19 protein-coding genes are annotated in these 22117 nt (G+C 73.1%); 4 read left to right on the top strand and 15 right to left on the bottom strand.

Annotated features, from left to right (window positions below; genetic code table 11):
* Positions 1 to 4: 4 nt before the first annotated feature.
* The 6 genes from ACZ7GZ_RS03540 to ACZ7GZ_RS03515 all read right to left on the bottom strand — a co-directional run bounded on the left by ACZ7GZ_RS03540 (position 5) and on the right by ACZ7GZ_RS03515 (position 7587).
* Positions 5 to 514 (bottom strand): O-acetyl-ADP-ribose deacetylase, encoded by a 510-nt coding sequence (locus ACZ7GZ_RS03540; RefSeq protein ID WP_471020629.1) that lies wholly within the window; start codon positions 512 to 514, stop codon positions 5 to 7.
* Positions 511 to 1929, bottom strand: a complete 1419-nt coding sequence (locus ACZ7GZ_RS03535) for a phytoene desaturase family protein (RefSeq protein WP_471020627.1) — start codon at positions 1927 to 1929, stop codon at positions 511 to 513. Before ACZ7GZ_RS03535 ends, ACZ7GZ_RS03540 begins: the two co-directional genes overlap by 4 nt.
* A gap of 378 nt (positions 1930 to 2307) precedes the next feature.
* Positions 2308 to 3153, bottom strand: a complete 846-nt coding sequence (locus tag ACZ7GZ_RS03530) for an inositol monophosphatase family protein (RefSeq protein WP_471020625.1) — start codon at positions 3151 to 3153, stop codon at positions 2308 to 2310.
* A 91-nt stretch (positions 3154 to 3244) separates the two neighbouring features.
* The gene (locus tag ACZ7GZ_RS03525) at positions 3245 to 5062 is read right to left on the bottom strand and encodes a gamma-glutamyltransferase family protein (protein WP_471020623.1); all 1818 of its coding nucleotides are present in this window, start codon (positions 5060 to 5062) and stop codon (positions 3245 to 3247) included.
* An 85-nt stretch (positions 5063 to 5147) separates the two neighbouring features.
* Positions 5148 to 5900 carry a TetR/AcrR family transcriptional regulator C-terminal domain-containing protein gene (locus ACZ7GZ_RS03520; protein WP_471020622.1) on the bottom strand — a complete coding sequence of 251 codons (753 nt, stop codon included), beginning with the start codon at positions 5898 to 5900 and terminating at the stop codon, positions 5148 to 5150.
* Positions 5901 to 5985: 85 nt separating this feature from the next.
* Complete coding sequence (locus tag ACZ7GZ_RS03515) at positions 5986 to 7587, bottom strand: DHA2 family efflux MFS transporter permease subunit (protein WP_471020620.1); 1602 nt, start codon at positions 7585 to 7587, stop codon at positions 5986 to 5988.
* A 3-nt stretch (positions 7588 to 7590) separates the two neighbouring features.
* On the opposite strand from ACZ7GZ_RS03515, the gene ACZ7GZ_RS03510 reads away from it, so the two are divergent.
* The 3 genes from ACZ7GZ_RS03510 to ACZ7GZ_RS03500 all read left to right on the top strand — a co-directional run bounded on the left by ACZ7GZ_RS03510 (position 7591) and on the right by ACZ7GZ_RS03500 (position 10001).
* Positions 7591 to 8691 carry a PLP-dependent cysteine synthase family protein gene (locus tag ACZ7GZ_RS03510; RefSeq protein ID WP_471020617.1) on the top strand — a complete coding sequence of 367 codons (1101 nt, stop codon included), beginning with the start codon at positions 7591 to 7593 and terminating at the stop codon, positions 8689 to 8691.
* Positions 8692 to 8799: 108 nt separating this feature from the next.
* Positions 8800 to 9159, top strand: coding sequence for a hypothetical protein (locus tag ACZ7GZ_RS03505; RefSeq protein ID WP_471020614.1), 360 nt, complete (start codon positions 8800 to 8802; stop codon positions 9157 to 9159).
* A gap of 128 nt (positions 9160 to 9287) precedes the next feature.
* The gene (locus ACZ7GZ_RS03500) at positions 9288 to 10001 is read left to right on the top strand and encodes a hypothetical protein (protein ID WP_471020613.1); all 714 of its coding nucleotides are present in this window, start codon (positions 9288 to 9290) and stop codon (positions 9999 to 10001) included.
* A 21-nt stretch (positions 10002 to 10022) separates the two neighbouring features.
* Here ACZ7GZ_RS03500 and ACZ7GZ_RS03495 read toward each other — a convergent pair whose 3' ends face one another.
* The 9 genes from ACZ7GZ_RS03495 to ACZ7GZ_RS03455 form a co-directional block, all read right to left on the bottom strand.
* Positions 10023 to 11549: an NCS1 family nucleobase:cation symporter-1 gene (locus tag ACZ7GZ_RS03495; RefSeq protein ID WP_471020612.1), complete on the bottom strand. Its 1527-nt coding sequence runs from the start codon at positions 11547 to 11549 to the stop codon at positions 10023 to 10025.
* A 118-nt stretch (positions 11550 to 11667) separates the two neighbouring features.
* Positions 11668 to 12690 (bottom strand): TIGR03842 family LLM class F420-dependent oxidoreductase, encoded by a 1023-nt coding sequence (locus ACZ7GZ_RS03490; RefSeq protein ID WP_471020610.1) that lies wholly within the window; start codon positions 12688 to 12690, stop codon positions 11668 to 11670.
* An 11-nt stretch (positions 12691 to 12701) separates the two neighbouring features.
* Complete coding sequence (gene hydA, locus ACZ7GZ_RS03485) at positions 12702 to 14105, bottom strand: dihydropyrimidinase (RefSeq protein ID WP_471020608.1); 1404 nt, start codon at positions 14103 to 14105, stop codon at positions 12702 to 12704.
* A 78-nt stretch (positions 14106 to 14183) separates the two neighbouring features.
* Positions 14184 to 15026, bottom strand: coding sequence for a nitrilase-related carbon-nitrogen hydrolase (locus tag ACZ7GZ_RS03480; RefSeq protein WP_471020607.1), 843 nt, complete (start codon positions 15024 to 15026; stop codon positions 14184 to 14186).
* 155 nt (positions 15027 to 15181) lie between these two features.
* Positions 15182 to 16747 carry a PucR family transcriptional regulator gene (locus ACZ7GZ_RS03475; RefSeq protein WP_471020606.1) on the bottom strand — a complete coding sequence of 522 codons (1566 nt, stop codon included), beginning with the start codon at positions 16745 to 16747 and terminating at the stop codon, positions 15182 to 15184.
* A gap of 17 nt (positions 16748 to 16764) precedes the next feature.
* Complete coding sequence (locus tag ACZ7GZ_RS03470) at positions 16765 to 18048, bottom strand: aspartate aminotransferase family protein (RefSeq protein WP_471020603.1); 1284 nt, start codon at positions 18046 to 18048, stop codon at positions 16765 to 16767.
* Entirely contained in the window at positions 18045 to 18887 is an 843-nt protein-coding gene (locus tag ACZ7GZ_RS03465; protein ID WP_471020601.1) for a nitrilase-related carbon-nitrogen hydrolase, read from the bottom strand. The genes ACZ7GZ_RS03470 and ACZ7GZ_RS03465 overlap by 4 nt, the downstream gene beginning before the upstream one ends.
* A gap of 207 nt (positions 18888 to 19094) precedes the next feature.
* On the bottom strand, positions 19095 to 20687 hold the full coding sequence (locus ACZ7GZ_RS03460; RefSeq protein ID WP_471020599.1) for a hypothetical protein: 1593 nt from the start codon (positions 20685 to 20687) through the stop codon (positions 19095 to 19097).
* Between the two features lie 137 nt (positions 20688 to 20824).
* A complete protein-coding gene (locus ACZ7GZ_RS03455) occupies positions 20825 to 21076 on the bottom strand; it encodes a helix-turn-helix domain-containing protein (RefSeq protein ID WP_471020596.1) in 252 nt (83 codons plus the stop codon).
* A gap of 63 nt (positions 21077 to 21139) precedes the next feature.
* On the opposite strand from ACZ7GZ_RS03455, the gene map reads away from it, so the two are divergent.
* Entirely contained in the window at positions 21140 to 21970 is an 831-nt protein-coding gene (gene map / locus ACZ7GZ_RS03450) for a type I methionyl aminopeptidase (RefSeq protein WP_471020594.1), read from the top strand.
* Positions 21971 to 22117 lie beyond the last annotated feature (147 nt).

Raw genomic sequence — 22117 nt, 5'->3', positions numbered from 1 at the left:
TCCGTCAGGGAAGCTGGGCGGCGAACGCCTCGTACGCCCGGTCGTCGAAGAGGACGAACCGGGCCTCCTCGACCGCGGTGTCCGTGGCCCGCACCGTCTCCACGGCGATCCGTGCCGCGTCCTCCATCGGCCACCGGTACACGCCGGTGGAGACGGCCGGGAACGCGACCGTACGGGCACCGAGTTCGTCGGCGACCTTCAGGGCCTCGCGGTAGCAGGAGGCCAGCAGCTGTGAGCGGTCCTCGCTCCGGCTGTACACGGGGCCCACCGTGTGGATGACCCAGCGGGCGTCCAGTGCGCCCGCCGTCGTGGCGACCGCCTGGCCGGTGGGCAGGCCCTTGCCGTACCGGGAGGCGCGCAGGGCGCGGCACTCCTCCAGGATGGCCGGGCCGCCGCGCCGGTGGATCGCGCCGTCGACCCCTCCGCCGCCGAGCAGGGAGGAGTTGGCCGCGTTGACGATCGCGTCGGCGCTCTGCCGGGTGATGTCTCCCTGGACGAGGGTGATGGCGGTCATGTCTGCCTCAGTCTTCGCCAGACGGCCTTGGCCGCGTTGTGCCCCGACATGCCGTGCACGCCGGGTCCCGGCGGGGTGGCCGCGGAGCAGATGAAGACCGCCGGATGCGGGGTGTGGTACGGGAACAGGGTCGGTCTCGGGCGCAGCAGCAGCTGGAGTCCGGACGTCGCGCCGCAGGCGATGTCGCCGCCGACGTAGTTGGCGTTGTGGGCGGCCAGTTCGGCGGGGCCGGAGACGGCGCGGGCGAGGACGCGGTCACGGAAACCGGGGGCGAAGCGCTCCAGTTGGCGTTCCATGGCGTCGGTGAGGTCGCCGGTCCAGCCGTTCGGGACATGGCCGTACGCCCAGAAGACCTGCTTGCCCTCGGGGGCGCGGGTCGGGTCGACGATACCGGGCTGCACGGTGATCATGAACGGCCGGTCGGGGGCGCGGCCCTCGCGGGAGGCGGCGCGCAGGGCGGTGGCGATCTCGTCCTTGCTCGCGCCGATCTGGACGGTCGTGGCGGCGCGGGCCTCGGGCGCGGTCCAGGGCACGGGGCCGTCCAGCGCGTAGTCGATCTTGAAGACGCTCGGGCCGTAGCGGTAGGTGCGGTAGTGGTCGCCGAAGCCGGCGATGCGGGCGAGCGCGGTGGGTGAGGTGTCGAAGACGTACGCCCGCGCGGGCGGCAGGTCGTCCAGCCGCTTGACCTCGTAGTCGGTGTGTACGGCACCGCCCAGGTCCTTCAGGTACCCGGCGAGGGCGTCGGAGATCGCCTGGGAGCCGCCGCGGGGCACCGGCCAGCCGCGGGCGTGCGCGGACAGCGCGAAGACCAGGCCGATGGCGCCGGTGGCCAGGCCGTTCAGCGGCGCGATCACATGCGCGACCAGACCGGCGAACAGGGCCTTGGCCCGCTCGTCCTTGAAGCGGCGCAGCAGCCAGGTGGACGGCGGCAGCCCGGCCAGACCGAAGCGGGCCAGGGTGACGGGGTCGCGCGGGAGCGCGCTGAGCGGCAGGGACATGAAGTCCCGTACGAGGGTGTCCCAGTGGGGGAGGAACGGCCCGACCAGTCTGCGGTACGCGCCCGCGTCGCGCGGGCCGAAGGAGGCGGCCGTCTCGGCGACCGAGCGGGAGAGCACGGCCGCGGTGCCGTCGAGGAAGGGGTGCGCCATCGGCAGCTCGGAGTGCAGCCACTGCAGGCCGTAGCGGTCGAGGGGCAGGGCGCGGAACGCCGGTGAGTTGATGCCGAGGGGGTGGGCGGCCGAGCACGGGTCGTGCCGGAAACCGGGCAGTGTCAGTTCCTCGGTGCGGGCGCCTCCGCCCACGGCGGACTTCGCCTCGAACACCGCGACGGAGAAGCCGCGGCGGGCCAGCTCCACGGCAGCGGTCAGTCCGTTCGGTCCCGCACCCACCACGACCGCATCGAGCATCGACGGCACCTTCGGACCCCTTCGTCAGCCGATGGCCACTCGGGGCCAGGATATGCCGGAGGACTGACACTCCCCCGGCCCGGGTGGCCCGCGCGACCGGTTCCGGCCCGCGGGCGGGGTGAAAGGGGCCGTGGCGGGCGGGACCCGACGCGACGACACGCACCCGCCGGCCGCCGGGCACAGCCGACCTGCCGGCGCCCTCCCGGCCGCCGGTGACAGGCACAGACCCGACGCCACGGCCTCACCGTCCACCCGGCACGGCCAGACCCGCCACCACCGCCCGCCCCCCGAGACGAGGACAGACGGCACGCCACAGCCCCGCCGTCCGCCGCGGACAGCGAACCGCGCGCGCCTCCCGGCCGCCGGTGACCGGGGCGGGCGTGGGACTCAGGCTGCGGTGCGCAGGAGTTCCGTCAGCCGGTGGGCCGTCGCGGTGTCCCGGGCCGCCGTGAACGGCAGTGCGTTGCCGCCGGTCACGCGGAACGGTTCACCGGCGCGGGTGAGATGCGTGCCGCCCGCCTCCTCGACGAGGAGCAGGCCGGCCGCGTGGTCCCAGGCCGCCTCCCAGGAGAACGCGACGGCGTCCAACTCGCCCCGGGCGACGGCGAGGTACTCCAGGCCGGCCGAACCGCAGGGGCGGGGGGCGAGGCCGTCGGTCCACAGGGCGTGCAGGGCACGCTTCTGCTCGTCGGTGGTGTAGTCCGGGTGGGACGTGGCGACCACGAGGTCGCGGCCGGGCGCGGGCGGGCCCGCGAGCAGCCGCTCGCCGTCGAGGAAGGCGCCCCGGCCGCGGACCGCGGTGGCGAGCTGGTCGCGCGCCGCGGCGTAGGTCCAGGAGGCGCGGACGACGCCCCGGTGGGCGAGCGCGACCAGGGTGCAGAACCCGTCGTCGCCGTGCACGAACTGCCGGGTGCCGTCGACCGGGTCGACGATCCACACCGGTGCGTCGCCCTGCAGCGCGGCGTACGTCGCCGGGTCGGCGTGCACCGCCTCCTCGCCGACCACGACCGAGCCGGGCAGCAGGGCGCTGAGGTCCTCGGTGAGCCGCAGCTCGGCGAGCCGGTCGGCGTCCGTCACCAGGTCGTGGGGGCCGCTCTTCTGGTCCACCTCGTGCTCGGCGAGGCGGCGGAAGCGGGGCAGGATCTCGGCCTCGGCCGCCTTGCGGACCGCCTCCTCCACGTCGGCCGAGCAGCGGCCGAGAAACTCGTCGATGGTTTCCGTCTCTTCGATCATGCCTCCATGAGAGCACGCCCCACTGACAATCCCCGCCCGCCCGGTGCACGCCCGGTGGAATCGGGATGAAGAACGGGTGCCGGATGACCGGTCAGCGGCCGACGGCGTACCCCTGCATCCCGCGCGGGTTCGCCGCCGCCGACAGCACGCCGGTCTCCGGGTCCCGGGCCACCGCGCACAGGCGTCCCTCGGACCAGGCGGGGCCGACGGTGACGTCGTGGCCGCGCCGCCGCAGCTCCCCGATGACGTCCGGGTCCGTGCGGGACTCCACGGTGACGCCGCCGGGGCGCCGGCCGCGCGGGTGGAAGGAGCTGGGGAAGCTGTCGTTGTGCCAGTTCGGGGCGTCGATCGCGCCCTGCAGGTCGAGGGCGCCGCGGACCGGGGCGCGCAGGGCGGCGGCGAGGAGGAAGTGCAGCTGCCACTGGTCCTGCTGGTCGCCGCCGGGCGTGCCGAACGCCAGGACCGGCACCCCGTCGCGCAGTGCGAGGGACGGGGTGAGGGTGGTGCGCGGGCGGCGGCCCGGGGTGAGGGAGTTCGGCAGGCCCTCCTCCAGCCAGGTCATCTGCAGGCGGGTGCCGAGCGGGAAGCCCAGCTCGGGCACGACCGGGTTGGACTGCAGCCAGCCGCCGCTCGGCGTGGCCGCGACCATGTTGCCCCAGCGGTCGACGACGTCCAGGTGGCAGGTGTCGCCGCGGGTCGTGCCGTCGGCGGCCACGTGCGGCTCGCCGGGGATCTCCGCGACCGTCGGCTCACCGGCCCCCATCGGGTCGAAGCCGCGCTCGCCGGTCTCCACGCGCGCGTACGCCTGCGCCGGCAGCCGCGGGGCGCGTCCGCCGGGGCTGCCCGGCCGCAGCTCCCAGGAGGCCTTGGCGCCGACCAGGGCCCGCCGGCCGGCGTTGTACTCGTCCGAGAGGAGCTCGGCCAGCGGCACCTCGGCGGCGTCGCCGTACCAGGCCTCCCGGTCGGCCATGGCGAGCTTGCAGCCCTCGATCAGCAGGTGCACGTACTCGGCGGAGCCCTGGGCGGGCAGCTCGGGCGGGAGCAGGGCGAGCTGCTGCAGGAGTGCGGGGCCCTGGCTCCAGGGGCCCGCCTTGCACACGGTCCAGCCGTTCCAGTCGTAGGTCACCGGGGTCTCGTAGGTCGCCGACCAGCCGGCGAGGTCGGCCTCGGTGAGGGTGCCGGTGTGCCGCATCCCGCTGGTGTCCGTCGTGGGCCGCCGGGCCTGCCGTACCAGAGCCTGCCCGATGAAGCCGGAGCGCCACACCTCGCGCGCGGCGTCGATCCGGGCCTCCCGGTCGCCGCTGCCAGCGGTCTGGGCCAGCAGCCGCTTCCAGGTGGCGGCGAGGGCGGGGTTGCGGAAGAGCTCACCGGGCCGGGGCGCCCGGCCGCCGGGCAGGTACACCTGCGCCGACGAGGTCCACTCGGTCTCGAACAGCTCCCGTACGGCCTCCGCGGTCGCGCCGACCTTCTCCACGGGCGCGTGCCCGTGCTCGGCGTATCCGATGGCGTACGTGAGGACGTCGTCCAGGGACTTCGTGCCGTGGTCGCGCAGGAGCAGCAGCCAGGCGTCGAAGGCTCCGGGCACGGCGGCCGCGAGCGGCCCGGTGCCGGGTACGAGGTCCAGCCCGAGCCCCCGGTAGTGGGCGACGGTGGCACCGGCCGGGGCGACCCCCTGCCCGCACAGCACCCGCACCGCGCCGCCCGCCGGGGCGAGCAGAATCGGTACCTCGCCGGCCGGCCCGTTCAGATGCGGCTCCACCACGTGCAGCACGAACGCCCCGGCCACGGCGGCGTCGAAGGCGTTCCCGCCGCTCTCCAGCACCGCCATCGCCGACTGGGAGGCCAGCCAGTGGGTGGAGGACACCATGCCGAAGGTTCCTTGAAGCGTGGGTCGGGTGGTGAACTGCATCTCTCACCTCGCTGGAGTGCCGGCGCTGGGCCGCGGCTTCGCATCCCCGGCGAAAGCCGCGACGGAATCAAGGGGGTGGACCGCCTCAGGCGGGTGTCTCGCCGGAGTCGGCCAGGGCCCTGAGACCGGCGATGATGCACTGGAGGCCGAAGGCGAAGTTGCGGTCGCGGATCTCGGTGGCCGTGCCGATGTCGCGGCTCGCGAGCTCCCGCAGGGTCGCGAACTCCGTGAGTCCGGACCGCACGGCGTTCGAGACCTCCGCGAAGCCCTCGTCCGCCGACTGCTCGCCGTTCCGCTCCGCCGTCGCGGCGTTCTCGATCATGCGGGTCTCCGCGGTGGCGAACCCGCAGACGTACTCCAGGACGAGGGCGGCGGCGCTGTCGGTCTGGTCGGCGGCGAGCCCCGAGCCGCTCACCACGCGCAACGCGGTGTCCGTCATGCGCAGGGCGTTCGGGCCGATGTTGAGGTACTCGCCGATCAGCCGTGCGGCCCACCGGTGCCGGGCGAACACCGCCCGCAGGCTGCCCGCGAGGGCACGCAGCTGCTCGTCCCAGGGGAGGTCGTCCGGGGGTGCCACGACCTGGCCGAACACCTCGTCCAGGGCCAGCTCCAGCAGCGCGCCCTTGGTGGTCACATGCCAGTACAGGGACATGTGCCCCGCGGCGAGCCGGGCCGCCACCCGGCGCATCGACAGTGCCTGCAGGCCCTCGGCGTCGAGGAGTTCGACCGCCGTCCGCACGATGCGGTCGCGGCTCAGTCCCGGCGGACCGGGCTGCCGCGCGGGGGGTGTCAGCCATACGCTCGCGGACGTTGCCGCCCCCCGCTTGCGCTCACCCACGCCCGGCCTCCCCGGTCTCGTTCCGCCACTGGTTCGCAGACCTGCCATCGTACGGCCGTGTGGCGCACGTCCCGGGGCACGCCGGTCATGCCGAGGTGTACCCGTCCGGGTCGCCCGGTTCGCCCGGATCGCCGGAGACCGCCGCGCCGACCGGCGTCGGCGGGGCCGTCGGCTCCCGCCCGGCCCAGCCGAGCAGTGCGCCGGCCGCGACACCGCCCACCGCCACCGCGAGGGCGCCGAGGAACTGGCTGGTCTCCAGGGCCGAGACGAAGGCGTCGCGGACCTTGTCCACGGTGCCGCCCGCGACGGCGAGCGCGGCGGGCAGCGACTTCTCCGCGCCGTTCGGAAGGCTGTCCGGCAGTCCCGCGTCGAACCGGGCCACCAGCGCGGCGCCGAGCGCGGCCACACCCAGACCGGTGCCCAGTTCCTGGAGCGTGCCGTTGACGCCCGAGGCGGTGCCGGCCCGGGCCGGCGGGATCGCGCTCATGAGAGCGGCGCCGGCGGCGGGGCCCGCGGTGCCCATGGCGAACCCGACCACGATCAGGCCGGGCAGGGTCCAGCCGTAGCCGCTGTCGCTGGTCGCGGCGATGGCGCACAGGCCGAGCGCGGCCACCACCATGCTCAGTGCGACGCTCCGGGCGAGGCCGATCTTCTTGCCCAGGGGTGCGCTGGCGGCGCCGCTGCCGATGAGAAGCGCCACGGCGAACGGCACGATCCGCAGGCCCGTCTGGAGCGGGGTGTAGCCGAGGACGAACTGCAATTGCTGGGTGAGCAGGAAGAGCGAGCCGCCCATACCGAACGCGGCGAGCAGCCCGCCGAGCGCCGCCCCCGTGAAGCGCCGTTCGGTGAACAGCCCCATGTCCAGCATCGGATGGGGTGCCCGGCGCTCCCACAGCACGAACGCGGCCATCGCGGCCAGGGTGATCGCGAGCGGACCGAGCACCAGCGCGTCCGTCCAGCCGTGCTCCGGTACGGCGATGACCACCCAGACCAGCGACGCCATGCCCAGCACGGACAGCGGCAGGCCCACGAAGTCGGGCCGTACGCTGTGCGGGTTGCGGGACTCGGGGACCAGCCAGGCGATGGCGACAAGACCGATGGCCGCGATCGGTACGTTGGTCAGGAAGATCGCCCCCCACCAGAAGTGGGCGAGCAGAAACCCGCCGATGACGGGACCGCCCGCCATGCCGGCGGCGGACACGGCCATCCAGATGCCGATGGCCTTCATACGTTCTTCCTCGTCGAAGACGTGCATGAGGACCGCGAGGGTGGCCGGCATGAGGAGCGAGGCGCCGAGGCCCATGGTGACCCGGGCCGCGACCAGCGTGCCCACGGAGGTGGCCAGGGCGCCGGTCAGGGACCCGGCGCCGAACAGGGCGAGCCCCGCGAACAGGGCCCGCTTGCGGCCGAAGTGGTCGGCCATGCCGCCGGAGGCGATGAGGAAGCCGGCCAGCGCGAGCGAATAGGCGTTGATCACCCACTGCACGTCCGCCGTACTGGCGCCGAGGTCCTCCATGAGGGTGGGGACGGCGACGTTGAGGATGGTGTTGTCGAGCACCGTCGTCAGCAGGGTCAGGCAGAGGACCCCCAGGATCCACCACTTGCGATCAATCGAAAGCGGAGGTGGGAGGCGGCCGGGCGGGGAAGACCGTCCGTACGGCCGAGCGCTACGAGAACGGAGACGCATCGCGTGGCACGGGGAACCGGTGACGAGAGGACCCGCGCCTGGGCGGGCCGGGCGATCGACCTGCTGCTGGCCGACCGGGCCGCCGAACCGCCCACACCCTTGCGGGCGTTCCCGCTCGCCGGGCCGCCGGGCTCGGCGCTGCACCTGAAGGACGAGTCCCGGCGGCCGTCGGGCAGTCTGAAGCACGGGCCCGCCCGTGACCTCTTCCTCGCCGCCCTGCGCAGTGGCGAGATCGTCGCCGGCACCCCGCTGTTCGAGGCCACCAGCGGCAACATGGCCGTGGCGCAGGCCTACTTCGCACGGCTCCTCGGTCTTGAGTACACCGCCGTCGTGCCGGGCAAGACCGGTCCCGCCAAGCGGCGCCGGATCGAGGAGCAGGGCGGGCGCTGCCATCCTTTCGACCCGCCGCTCGCCGTCTACGACAGGGCCCGCGCCCTCGCAAAGGAGTCCGGCGGTCATTTCCTCGACCACCTCGGACGGGTGGGGGACGCGGTCGACTGGAGCAGCCCGGACAGTCTCGGCGCCGGGATCCTCTCCGACCTGGAGAAGCGGGGGGAGTCCGCGCCGGCATGGATCGTGGTCGGCGTCGGCAGCGGGGTCACCTCGGCCGCCGTCGGCCGGTATCTGCGCATGCGGGGCAGCGGGACCCGGCTCGCCGTCGTGGACCCGGAGAACTCGGCGTACTTCCCCGGCTGGACCGCCGACTTCCCCGGCTACACCACCGGCATGCCCTCCCGGATCGAGGGGATCGGACGACCGCGCATCGAACCCGCCTTCGACGCTTCGGTGGTCGACCTGGTGATCCCGGTGCCGGACGCCGCCAGCGTGGCGGCGATGCGCCATCTGCACGCCGTCACCGGACTGATGGCCGGCCCCTCCTCGGGGAGCTGTCTGTGGGGCGCGTTCCACGTCCTGGACCGGATGCGCCGCCAGGGCGAGCGCGGGTCGGTGGCGATGGTCGTCGGGGACGGCGGGGAGGCCTACCGGGACACGTACTACGACGACGCCTGGACCGAGGCCAAGGGCTGGCAGCTGCACGGGCCGCTGTCCGACCTGGAGCGCTTCACCGCCACCGGGACATGGGACGCCGCCCCGGCCGGGTGAACCGGGGCGGCGCGTGCGACCGGCCCTCAGGCCGCCCGTACCGACACCGGCAGGCTGGTGACGCCGAAGATGTCCGGACGCTGGTGGTAGACCGGGGTGCCGCACGTCGTGGCAGCCGGCGCCTGCGGCGCCCTGGAGGCTTCCGACGACCACGACAAGGGCTGGTCCTGGCAGCACTCGGTCGCTGTCGACGAAGGCGCGAACATCGGCGGCCTGGCCGCGCCGTCCGCGAATACCCCAGCGAAGTCGGCGCCCGGCGCTGGCTGCAGGAGCACTCCACCGGGGCGTGACAGCGAGCGAGACACCCGCCGAGATTCCCTCTGGCTGGTCCCGGCACCCGTCCTGCCCGCGCTGACCGCCTGGGCGGCCGGCTGGCGCATCGCGGCCTTCACCGTCCGCGCGTACCCGAGCGAAGGCGGCGCGCGCCGCCGACTGGAGGCACATAACGGGCATCCCAGGACGTCGTGAGCATGCTGCCGTGACCGCGCGGGCACGCTGTGAGTTTTCGCTTCCGCCCCACAGGGAGTCGTGTGACACTGTCGTCCCCGTCCACCATCCGGACCCTTCCGTACCCCCTCCCCCACGAGAAGTGCGACGTGCGTTCTCTTCCCCTGCCGCTCGCCCTGACCGCGCGGATCTCGCCGGTCGCGGTCCTCGCCTGTGCCGGCTGGGCGCTGACGTCCGGACCGGCCGCACCGCCGGCGGCCGCCGGGCACCAGGCAGCCCAGAACACGTCCACCCAGTCCGCCTCCTCGGGCTCCTCCGGTGCCACCGGTTCCTCCGGCTCCTCCGACCCCACGGCCGGCGCGGGTGCGAAGGCGTACTCCGCGGCCCCCTCCCCCTGCACCAGCGTGCCCGTGGCGACCGTCAAGTCCCTGGTGCCCGGGGCGAAGACCGCGGGCAAGGAGATCCCGTCCACGGACGCCAAGCTGCGCCGTACCTGCTCCTGGAACGCGCTGCAGGGCTACGACTACCGCTGGCTCGACGTGTCGTTCGAGATCAGCGCGTCGGAGCAGGATGCCCAGCAGGAGTACCAGCAGCGGGTGGGCGAGAAGAGCGGCGGCGGGACCGTACCGGGGCTCGGGGACAGCGCCTACTCCGTGGTGAACCTGACCACCGAGGACAAGCAGCAGACCCGCGAGGGCGTGGTGCTGGTCCGGGTGTCCAACGCCCTGGTGGTCGTCACCTACAACGGCAGCGACTTCGAGACGAAGAAGGCGCCCGGTACGGACGAGATCAACAAGGGGGCCATCCAGGCGGCGCGGGCCGCGGCCGGCGCGCTGGGGGGCGGGCAGTCGCAGTCCGGGTGAGCGCCCGCCCCCGCGGATCCGCTAGGGCGTGGTCCGCCTGCCGGCCGTCAGCAGGGTGAGGGCCAGGTAGAGGACCAGGGACGTGCCGAGACCCACCGCCCAGCCGTAGTCGGCCAGGGAGGACAGGGCCGGGATGGGGCGGCCGTCGATCACGGGCTTGAAGCTGGCGCCGCCGACGGCGAGGATGCCGCCCGCCAGGAAGGCGACGACCGCGCGCCAGTTCCAGCCGCCCGCGTACCAGTAGCGACCGCCCGTGCGGTAGAGGTCGGCGAGGTCCAGGCGGGTGCGGCGCAGCAGCCAGTAGTCGGCGACGAGGATCCCCGCGACCGTGCCGAGCAGGCCGCCGACCAGGCCCAGCCAGGTGAAGATGTAGCCCTGCGGGTCGGAGTAGAGCTTCCAGGGGAAGATGACGACCGCCAGGACGGATGTGATGAGCGCTCCGGTGCGGAAACTCACCTTCCTCGGCGCCACGTTGGAGAAGTCGAACGCCGGTGAGACGAGGTTGGCCGCGATGTTCACCGAGAGGGTGGCCACCAGCACCGTGACCAGGGCGTAGAGCAGACCCACGACGCTGTCCGTCTTCGCCGCCAGCTGTACCGGGTCCCAGACCGGCTTGCCGTACACCGCCTGCGAGCCGGACGTCACCAGGACGGACAGGAACGCGAACAGGGTCATCGTGGTCGGCAGACCGAGTGCCTGGCCCCAGGTCTGGGCCTTCTGGCTCCTGCCGTAGCGGGTGAAGTCCGGGATGTTCAGCGACAGGGTCGACCAGAAGCCGATCATGCCCATCAGGGACGGCCAGAACAGCTTCCAGAAGTCCTCGCCCCAGCCCAGCTTGGAGGGCTGGTCGAACAGCGGGCCGACACCGCCGGCCTTGCTGCTCATCCACCCCAGCATCACGAAGGCGCCGACGAGCACGAACGGCGCGGCCCAGTTCTCGAAGCGGCGGATGGTCTCCATGCCCCGGTAGATGATCGCGACCTGGATCACCCAGAACAGCGCGAACGACAGCCACATGGTCCAGGCGTAGCCGCCGACGTGCGCCGCGTTCGACCAGCTCTCGCCGATCAGCTTCCCGGCGAGGAAGTAGATCGCCTCCCCGCCGATCCAGGTCTGGATGCCGAACCAGCCGCACGCCACCAACGCCCGTACGACGGCAGGCAGGTTGGCGCCGCGCACGCCGAAGGAGGCGCGGGCGAAGACCGGGAAGGGGATGCCGTACTTGGGGCCGGCGTGCCCGGTCAGCAGCATCGGGACCAGCACGACCAGGTTGGCGAGGGCGATGGTGAACACCGCCTGCCTCCAGTCCATGCCGACCGCGATCAGACCGGAGGCCAGCGTCCAGGAGGCCGTGTTGTGGGCCATGCCGACCCAGAGGGCGGAGAAGTTGTACGTGGTCCAGGTGCGCTTCTCGACCGGGACCGGCAGCAGATCCGCGTTGGCGTAGGGGCCGCTGGGCTGCGGCGCACCGGGCGCGATCGTCACGCGGCCGTCGGGGAGGGTGACTTGAGGGGTCGGCGGTATGGCCGTGGGAGCGGTGTCGGTCATGGGCAGGCCAATCGAACGAGGTGGGACGGGACAGGCCGTGCGGGCACCAGCCCCTCCCCTTCGGCGGCGGGGAGGGATGACCAGGAGGTGGGGAGGACCGCGAACTCGGGCGGGGTAATCAGGAGTTGACGGCCGGGATCACCTGCGTGCCGTAGGCGTCGATGGTGGCCTCCTGCGCGTCGTGCATGTCGTACACCGCGAACTGGTCGACACCCAGGGCGCGGAGCGCGGTCAGTTTCTCGATGTGTTTCTCGGCCGGCCCGATGACGCAGAACCGGTCGACGATCTCGTCCGGCACGAACCGGGTGTCCGGGTTGCCGCTGCGCCCGTGGTGGGCGTAGTCGTAACCCTGCCGTGCCTTGATGTAGTCGGTGAGCGCGTCGGGGACCTGGGAGGAGTGTTCGCCGTACTTGGCGACCAGGTCGGCGACGTGGTTGCCGACCATGCCGCCGAACCAGCGGCACTGGTCGCGGGCGTGGGCGAGGGCCCCGGGCGAGTCGTCCTCGGTGACGTAGGCGGGGGCCGCCACGCAGACGGTGACCTCGGACGGGTCGCGGCCGGCCGCGACGGCCGCGTCCTTGACCGCCTTCACCATGTACTCGGTCAGGTAGGGGTCGGACAGCTGGAGGATGAACCCATCGGCCTCCTCGCCGGTCATCTTCAGCGCCTTCGGGCCGTACGCGGCCATCCAGACGGGCAGTTCGGCGCCCGGCCCGATCCACGGGAACCTGACGACCGTGCCGCCGCCGAGGTCGGCCGGCTCCCCGCGCGCGAGCGCCCGGATGACCTTCATGGCCTCGCTGATGCGGGCCAGCGTGTTGGGTCTGCGGCCCGCGACGCGCATCGCGGAGTCGCCGCGGCCGATGCCGCAGACGGTGCGGTTGCCGAACATGTCGTTGAGGGTGGCGAAGGTGGAGGCGGTGACCTCCCAGGTGCGGGTGCCCGGGTTGGTGACCATCGGGCCGACCTTCAGCTTCGTCGTGTTCGCGAGGATCTGGCTGTAGATCACGAACGGCTCCTGCCAGAGCACGGCGGAGTCGAACGTCCAGCCGTACGTGAACCCGTTGCGCTCGGCCCGTTTCATCAGGCTGACGACGCGGGAGGCCGGCGGGTCGGTCTGCAGGACGAGTCCGAAGTCCATGAGCGCCACTCCTAGGTGAGGTACTGACAGGTGGTGCGCGGGGTGAAGACGCCGTGGCCGGCGTGTCCGGTGTACTCCCGCTCGGTGACGACCAACTCCCCGCGCGAGAGCACGGTCTCGACCCGGCCGGTGACGCGCTTGCCCTCGTAGGCCGAGTAGTCGACGTTCATGTGGTGCGTGCGCGCCGACACGAGCTGCTCGGCGTGCGGGTCGTAGACGACGATGTCGGCGTCGGCGCCCGGGGCGATGGTGCCCTTCTTCGGGTACAGGCCGAACATGCGGGCCGGGGTGGCGCAGGCGATCTCGATCCAGCGGCGACGGGAGATGTGCCCGTCGACGACGGCCTGGTGGAGGAGGTCCATGCGGTTCTCCACGCCGGGCAGGCCGTTGGGGATCTTGGAGAAGTCGCCGCGGCCCAGTTCCTTCTGGCCCGCGAAGCAGAAGGGGCAGTGGTCGGTGGAGACCACCTGGAGGTCGTTCGTCCTGAGGCCCTGCCAGAGCTTCGCCTGGTGTTCGCGCGGTCGCAGCGGCGTCGAGCACACGTACTTGGCGCCCTCGAAGTCCGGCTCGGCGAGGTTGTCGGTGGACAGGAACAGGTACTGCGGGCAGGTCTCGCCGAAGACGTTCAGCCCCTCGTCGCGGGCCCGCGCCAGCTCGGCCACCGCCTCCATGGCCGAGACGTGCACGACGTACAGCGGGGCGCCCGCGACCTGCGCGAGCCGGATGGCGCGGTGGGTGGCCTCGGCCTCCAGCAGGGCCTTGCGGACCTCGCCGTGGTAACGCGGGTCGGTCTCGCCCCGGGCGAGCGCCTGCTCGACCAGGACGTCGATGGCGATGCCGTTCTCGGCGTGCATCATGATCAGCCCGCCGTTCTCGGCGGAGCGCTGCATGGCGCGCAGGATCTGCCCGTCGTCGGAGTAGAAGACGCCCGGATACGCCATGAACTGCTTGAAGCTGGTCACCCCCTCCTCGATCAGCAGGTCCATCTCCTTGAGCGTCTCCTGGTTCACATCGGAGACGATCATGTGGAAGGCGTAGTCGATCGCGCAGTTGCCCTCGGCCTTGGCGTGCCACGTGTCCAGGCCCTCGCGCAGGGTGTGGCCGACGCTCTGCACCGCGAAGTCGACGATCGTCGTCGTGCCGCCCCAGGCGGCGGCCCGGGTCCCGGTCTCGAAGGTGTCGGAGGCGAAGGTGCCGCCGAACGGCAGCTCCATGTGGGTGTGGGCGTCCACGCCGCCCGGGATGACGTACTTCCCGGTGGCGTCGATGACCCTCTCGGCGGTGAACGCCCCGGCGGCGGGGGTGCCGGAGGCGGCGAGGGCGGCGACGCGGCCGTCCTCGACCAGGACGTCGGCGTGGATCTCGTCCGACGCGGTGACGACCAGGCCACCGCGGATGACGGTACGGCGGGTCATGGGGCCCTCTCCTTCGTGGTCACGTGCGGGTCGTCGGTAGCTTGTCGCGCAGTTCCCCGCGCCCCTTGCGGGGTGCTGTCACGGTGCCGTCAGCGGTGTGTAGGCCCCCGGCGCCCGGTCGCGGTAGAACTGCCAGCGGTCGCGGACCTCGCGGAGCCTGGCCAGGTCCAGGTCGCGGACGACGAGTTCGGTCTCCTTGTCGCTCGCGACCTCGCCGACGAACTGGGCCTCGGGGTCCACGAAGTACGTCGTGCCGTAGAAGTCGTTGTCGCCCAGGTCCTCCACGCCGACCCGGTTGATCGCGCCGACGAAGTACTCGTTGGCCACGGCCGCCGCCGGCTGCTCCAGCTGCCACAGGTAGCGGGACAGGCCGCGCGAGGTGGCCGAGGGGTTGAAGACGATCTCCGCGCCGGCAAGGCCCAACGCCCGCCAGCCCTCCGGGAAGTGGCGGTCGTAGCAGATGTACACGCCGATCTTCCCGACGGCCGTCTCGAAGACGGGCCAGCCGCTGTTGCCGGGGCGGAAGTAGAACTTCTCCCAGAAGCCCTGCACTTGGGGGATGTGGGTCTTGCGGTACTTGCCGAGGTAGGAGCCGTCCGCGTCGATCACGGCCGCGGTGTTGTACAGCACGCCCGGCTGTTCCTCCTCGTACATCGGCAGCACGAGGACGATGCCCAGCTCTCGGGCGAGTGCCTGGAAGCGCCGGACGGTCGGGCCGTCCGGGATCCGCTCGGCGTACTCGTAGAAGGCCTTGTCCTGGACCTGGCAGAAGTAGGGGCCGTAGAACAGCTCCTGGAAACACAGGACCTGGGCGCCCTGGGCGGCCGCGTCGCGGGCCGCCTGCTCGTGGGCCTGGATCATGGATTCCTTGTCGCCGGTCCACGCGGTCTGGAACAGGGCGGCACGGATCACTCGGCTCATCGGGACCTCCGGTAGCTCGGTGTGCCGTGAGCCTAGAAAGCCCGCGAGGACCGTTCGACGGGCAGCGTGTCACGTCTGCGGACGTGCGGCGTGCCACCGTGTCACGTGTTCGCGATCCCATGTTTCACCGCCGTTTTCGCAGGTCGTCGCATGTTTCACCCCTGTTGCGCGTCATGCGCGAGGAGCGCGATGTGCACGGAGGCCGCCTGTTCGAAGTCGTCCAGGTCGACGCCGAGGCGTCCCTGTATGGCCTCCAGGCGGCGGTAGAGGGCGGGCCGGGAGACATGGTGGAGCTGAGCGGTGCGGGACTTGTTGCGGCCGGTCGCGAGATAGGTCCGCAGGACGTTCAGCAGCTCGGGCTCGGCCTCGCCCAGCAGCCCGTCCAGTTCCCGTTCGGCGAAGGACTGCACCTGCGGGTCGTCGCGCAGCAGCCGGATCAGTCCGCGCAGGTGGACGTCCTTGAGGCGGACGACGGGCGGGAGGTCGAGGGCGGCACGGGAGCCGGCGACGGCGTCGGCGACATGCCGGGCCTCCCGCAGTCCGGCGGGCACCTCGTCCCAGGCGGTACGGGGGCAGGCGGCGGCGACCACGGCCGGCGCCCGCGCACGCAGCCGGGCCGCGAAGTGGGCGGTGAGGACCCCGGAGTCCTGGTCGCGGGCGAGGCTGAGCAGCACCGCGGCCACGCCGTCGGCGAGTTCGGCGACCAGCCCGGACAATCCCAGCAGGCGCAGCACCCGGTCGAGTTCGGCGGCCGTGCGGTCCAGGACGACGAGCGGGACGAAGGTGCGCCGGTTGACCGGCAGCCCGGCCGCGCGGGCCCTGGGCAGCAGCCGGCAGGCGGGCAGGGCACCGGAGACCAGGTCGGTCAGCAGGCTCTGGGCGGACTCCTCCTCCCAGGAGTGCGCGGAGCCGCCGCCGAGCATGCGGTGCAGGACCAGCGCCTCGGCGGCCCGGTCGGCGAGCAGCCGCCCGGTGGCCGCCTCGCCCCGGTACCCGCACAGCAGCAGCCGGCCCCAGCGCTCCCCGCGTCCGCCGAGTTCGGCGCTGATCCAGCCGCCGCCCGCGCCGGTGCCGGCCTGCCGGGCGATCCGCTCCCAGTCGCGCAGCACGTCGTCCACCGCGGACCGCTCCCCCGCCGTGGCGAGGACGCGGTGGGCGAGGTTGGTGACCACGACGGGGCAGCCGCTGTGCCGGGCGACCCCGTCGAGCAGGCGCTGCAGGGGGGCACCGGCCGTGATCAGGGCGGTGAGTTCGGTCCGTACGGTCTCCGAGAGGCTGACGGCGGCGAACTTGCGCCGCACCAGCCGGGACTGGACCTCCTCGGTCAGCTCGGCGAAGGGGGAGGGCCGGTGCAGGACGACCATCGGCAGTCCGCACCGCTCGGCGGCCCGGCGCATCACCTCCGGCGGCGCCGGGAAGGCCCGCCCCAGGCCGAGCACGACGGCGGCTGCCTCCGCCCGGTGCAGCGACCGGACGTACTCGGCCTGCCCGGCCTCGTCGCCGGCCAGGAGCACGCCGGTGGTGAGCACCATCTCGCCGCCGCTGAGCATCACGCCGACGTCGGCGGCCTCGGCGACATGCACCCAGCGCACCGGCCGGTCGAGCTGCCCGGCCCCGGCCACCACCTCGGGCTCCCCGGCGAGCACCCGCTCCAGGGTGAGCACCTGGCGGACGGAGAGGGCGGGTTCCCAGGCGTACCGGGTCTGCGAGGTGGTGGTCATGGCCGTACCGCCGTTCTCTAGTACGTACTCCTGAGCGCCCGTTCCAGGATCGCCGCGCCCTCCTCGGCCTCCGCGACGGTGAGGGACAGCGGTGGAGCGATGCGCAGGGCGCTGGTGCTGTGGCCGCCGCCCTTGCCGATGAGCAGCCCGCCCTCGCGCGCCGCCTCCAGCACGGCGGCGGCGGCCTGCGGGTCGGCCTCGTCGGTGCCGGGCCTGACCAGCTCGATGCCGATCATCAGGCCCCGCCCGCGCACCTCGCGCACGCCGGGCAGCTGGGCGGCGACGGTCCGCAGCCGCTCGATGAGCAGGCCGCCGACGCGACGGGCGTTGCCCTGCAGGTCGTGCTCCAGCAGGTACGTCAGGTTCGCCAGCCCGGCGGCCATGGTGAGCTGGGTGCCGCCGAAGGTGGAGATGCTGTTGGCGTCCAGGCAGTTCATGATCTCGGCGCGGGCGATCACCCCGCCGATGGACATGCCGTTGCCGATGCCCTTGGCGAAGGTGACGAGGTCCGGCGGGCCGCTCTGGGCGTGCGCCTGCCAGCCCCAGAAGTGCTCGCCGGTGCGGCCCCAGCCGGTCTGCACCTCGTCGGCGATCCACAGGATGCCCTGCTCCTTCAGGACCTGGCGGAACGCGGCGTACAGTCCGTCGGGCGGGGAGGTGAAGCCGCCGACGCCCTGGATCGGTTCGGCGATCAGTGCGGCGGGCGGCCGGGTGTGGCCGAGGATGTCCTTCAGGTCGGCGACGCACGCGTCGATGAACGCGCGGTCGTCCAGCCCGGCGTACGGGCCCCGGGTGCGCACGCCGCCGTGCACGTACAGGGTCTGCAGCGGGGACAGCGAGGTCGGGGACCAGCCGCGGTTGCCGGTGATGCCGACGGTGCTGAAGGAGCGTCCGTGGTAGCTGTTGCGCATCGCCAGGACCGTGTTGCTGCGCCGGTGGGCGGTGGCGAGCAGCAGGGCGGTGTCGTTGGCCTCGGTGCCGGAGGTGGTGAAGAAGACCCGGGCGTCCGGGATGCCGCTGAGCTGGGCGATGCGCTCGGCCAGGTCGACCATCGGCCGGTTCAGGTACAGCGTCGAGGAGTGGATGATCCGCCCGGCCTGCTCGCTGACCGCCTTGGTCACCTCGGGCAGCGCGTGCGCGGTCATCGTCGTCAGGATGCCGCCGAAGAAGTCCAGGTACTTGTTGCCGGCGGAGTCCCAGACGTGGCGGCCCTCGCCGTGGGTGATCTCGATCGGCTCGTCGTAGTAGAGGGCGAGCCAGTCGGGGAGGACCTGGCGGTGGCGGGAGTAGAGGTCGTTCACGGCTGCACCAGTCCTTCGTAGGCGTCGGGGCGGCGGTCGCGGTAGAAGGCCCACTGCTGCCGCACTTCCTCGATGAGGTCGAAGTCGAGGTCACGGACGAGGAGTTCCTCGGACTGGTCGCTCGCGGCCTCGCCGACGAACTGCCCGCGGGGATCGACGAAGTAACTGGTCCCGTAGAAGTCGTTGTCGCCGTACTCCTCCTGCCCCACGCGGTTGATGGCGGCGACGAAGTACTCGTTGGCGACGGCCGCCGCGGGCTGCTCCAGCTGCCACAGGTAGGCGGACAGGCCGCGGTGGGTGGCGGAGGGATTGTAGACCAACTGGGCGCCGTTGAGCCCGAGTTGCCGCCAGCCCTCCGGGAAGTGCCGGTCGTAGCAGATGTAGACGCCGACCTTGCCGGCGGCGGTGTCGAAGACGGGCCAGCCGAGATTGCCGGGCTTGAAGTAGTACTTCTCCCAGAAGCCCTTGACCTGCGGGATGTGGTGCTTGCGGTACTTGCCGAGGTAGGTGCCGTCGGCGTCGATCACGGCGGCGGTGTTGTAGTAGAAGCCGGACCGCTCGACCTCGAAGACGGGAACGACGACGACCATGCCGGTTTCCCTGGCGAGGTCCTGCATCCGGCGCACCGTCGGCCCGTCGGGCACCGGCTCGGCCCAGCGGTAGTGCTCCGGCTCCTGGACCTGGCAGAAGTAGGGCGCGTTGAAGACCTCCTGGAACCCGATGACCTTGGCACCCCGACGGGCCGCCTCGCGGGCGTGCTCCTCGTGTTTGGCCACCATGGACTCGGTGTCGCCGGTCCAGGTGGCCTGGACCAGTGCGGCTCGTACGACGTTGGCCATGAGCTGCTCCTTCGACGGGACCGTCAAAGTCTCTACGCCCGTAGAGCAGGCGGTAGAGGGACGAAAGTAAGCCTGCCCGCAGGCCCTTGCCAAGACCATCGTCGTCAACCCGCGGAGTCGATCATGTTTCACACCCCTGTGGGTGAGCGAAGCGGCCGGTCGGCGGGGTGAAGCGGGGCAGACCGGGACGATGCCGCCCGGCGCCGGTCACGTCGTGTGCCCGGCCACCCGCAACGCGTGCACGAGGTCCCAGTGCCGCTCGTCGGAGACGCCCTGCGCGGCGCGCAGCAGCAGCGGCACGAGCCGGCGGGGATCGGGTGCGGCGCTGCGGGCGGCTTCCCCGGCGGTACGGACCCGCACGCACGCGTCCAGCAAGGCCTCCGCCTCCCGCCGGCGCCCCTCCTCCGCCAGCCGCAGTACGGCCGCGCCGATCTGCTCCGGCGGCCGGGCGACGCCCTGTCGCAGCAGCTGCCGCCCGTCCGCGTCCCGTCCGGCGGCGGTCAGCGCGCCGGCGGCGGCGACCAGCCGCTCCGCGGGCAGTGAGGCGGTTTCCCACAGCAGCGTCGCCCAGTCGGCGCCGAGTCCGGCACGGGCCAGTGCGACCGCGAGTGCCGGGAACCGGCCGGCGGGCCACTGCGCGACCTCGGCCAGCAGCACATGCGCCTCTCCGCTGCGCCCCTCGGCCCGCAACCGCGCCAGGCGCTCCACGACCCCGGCGACGGCCGTCCCCGCCTCGACGTCCACCACCTCGACGGCCGCGGCCTCCGCCTCGACGCCCTCCGCGACCCCGGCGAACCGGGCCCCGCGCGGCACCCGCCGCACCGGCGCCTCCGGCATGGCAGGCGACGGCGCCTGCCGCGCGGCACCGGGAGCACCCCCGTCCTCCACCACCCCGGCGAACCGCGCACTGCCGCGACGGCGTTTGCGGGGCTTTGCGGAAGGGGACGAAGGGGCCGCTTCCGGGCTGGACACCGCGGGGACCGCCGGGGGCGGCGCGGGCGCTTGCGAGGCCGGAGCGGCCACGCCGGCGGGCGGGGCGGGCTGGGCGGGGGCGGGGACGGGAGGGTACGCGGCGGGGCCGACCAGGCCGGAGTCCTCGCCGGTGGTGGACGCGGCCGCGTACGGGGCCCGCACCGAGCCGTCACCACGCGGGGCTGAGGCTGCGGCATCGCCGGACCGGGAGGACCGACCGGGGACGGGAGGCTGCCCGGGGAAGCCGGCGAGGCCGGAGCCCTCGCCGGTGGTGGACGCGGCCGCATGCGAGGTCCGCACCGGGGCAGGGGCTACGGCATCGCGTCGGTCCAACTCCGCCAAGCGACCCCGCAGTTCAGCGCACCTCGCGGTGGCGCGGGCGTGGTCGTCCTGGGCCCAGGCGAGGTCGAGGCGGAGGGAGTCGGCCTCGTCGGCGGATGCCGGGGCGGACAGCAGGCGGGTCAGTTCGGTCTGGCGCTCGGCGGCGTAGCGCTGTTCGCGGAGCATGACGTCGAGCCGGTCGAGCAGGGTGCCGCGCGCGCCCGGGCGGGCGTCGTACGCCGCCAGGGCGGCCCGGTACAGGGCGCGGGCGCGCTCCCGCTCGGCCGCCGCGGTGGCGGGGCCGTATGCCGCGGCGAGGTCCTCCAGTAGCGCCTCCACCACGTCCCAGGGCGGTACCTCACTGCCGTCCAGACAGGCCCGCATGCCGTCGGGGTCGCGCTGCCAGAAGACCCCGCTCCAGCCCCCGCCCTGGTCCAGGCGCGCCAGCAGGCCGTCCAGGTAGCTCGCGAACTCCCGGACCCCACCGGGGAGTCGATCCACCGCCATCGCTCAGCTCCCGCCCACCGCCGGCATGTCCCTCGGGCAGGCAACACCAGTCGTGTTACGGCACTGCTACGCAGAGTTTTCCGGCAGTGCGCGGACGCCTCATCGCGGCCTCGGGCCCGTTGCGCGGACGCGGTGTCTCACGCGGTCGCGAGCGCGCACCGCGCCATCAGCTCGTCCATCGACAGCCCGAGGACCCGGGCGAGCGCGGCCACGGTGAAGAACGCGGGCGTCGGCGCCCGGCCCGTCTCGATCTTGCGGAGCGTCTCGGCGGACACCCCCGCCCGCGCGGCGACCTCGGTCATGCTCCGGCCGCCGCGCGCCTCGCGCAGCAACTGCCCGAGCCGCTCGCCGCGTTCACGCTCTTCGGGGGTGAGGGGGGTGCGCACCATGCACCCATTCTAATACCGGCCCCGCGCCACCGCCCCCATTAAAATACCGGTATAGTAATTGGCATGGTGGAACTGAAGACGGACACATCGATCGACGCCATGCACGCGGCGGGCCAGGTCGTCGCACGGGCCCTGACGGCCGTACGGCAGGCCGCGGCCGTCGGCGTCTCGCTGCTGGAGCTGGACGAGGTGGCACGGGAGGTGCTGCGCGAGGCCGGGGCGTCCTCCCCGTTCCTCGGCTACCGCCCCTCCTTCGCTCCGACCCCCTTCCCGGCCGTGCTCTGCACCTCCGTGAACGACGCGATCGTGCACGGCATCCCCACCCGGTACCGGCTCCGCGACGGCGACCTGCTCTCCGTGGACTGCGGCGCGGAGCTGGACGGCTGGGTCGGGGACTCCGCGCTCAGCTTCACGGTGGGCCGCCCGCGCCCGGCGGACCTCCGCCTGGTCGAAACGGCCGAGCGAGCCCTGGCGGCGGGCATCGAGGCGGCCGTCGTCGGCAACCGCGTCGGCGACATCGCCCACGCCGTCGGCCGGGTCTGCCGTACCGCCGGCTACGGCATCCCGCAGGGCTTCGGCGGCCACGGCGTGGGCCGCCGTATGCACGAGGACCCCGAGGTCCCCAACGAGGGCCGCCCCGGCCGCGGCCTCCCGCTCCGCCCGGGCATGGCCCTCGCCATCGAGCCCATGCTCATCGCGGGCGGCAAGGACGGCTACTACGAGGCGTCCGACGGCTGGACCCTGCGCACGACCGACGGCTCCAGGGCAGCCCACGTGGAGCACACGGTGGCGATCACGGAGACCGGTCCGCGGGTTCTCACCCAGCGGCGCCCGGGGCAGCCGGCCCAGGGGCGCGGGGCCGTGTCGGCAGGCGGCTCTGCCGCGGGGGCGTGACACGTCACGACGAGAGCCGCACGTGCCGAAGCACGGGACCCCCTCCCCCGCAGGCGAACATGCCCACCCCCACAGATCGTGTCATCGTGGGCATGAACAGCCCCCACCCGGTTACCCGGCGGAGCCAGTCGTCAGCGAAGGAAGCGC

This window comes from Streptomyces sp. NPDC037288 (assembly GCF_055603265.1).
The sequence above is the reverse complement of the archived record's forward strand: the minus strand, read 5'-3'. Positions and strand labels throughout refer to the sequence as shown.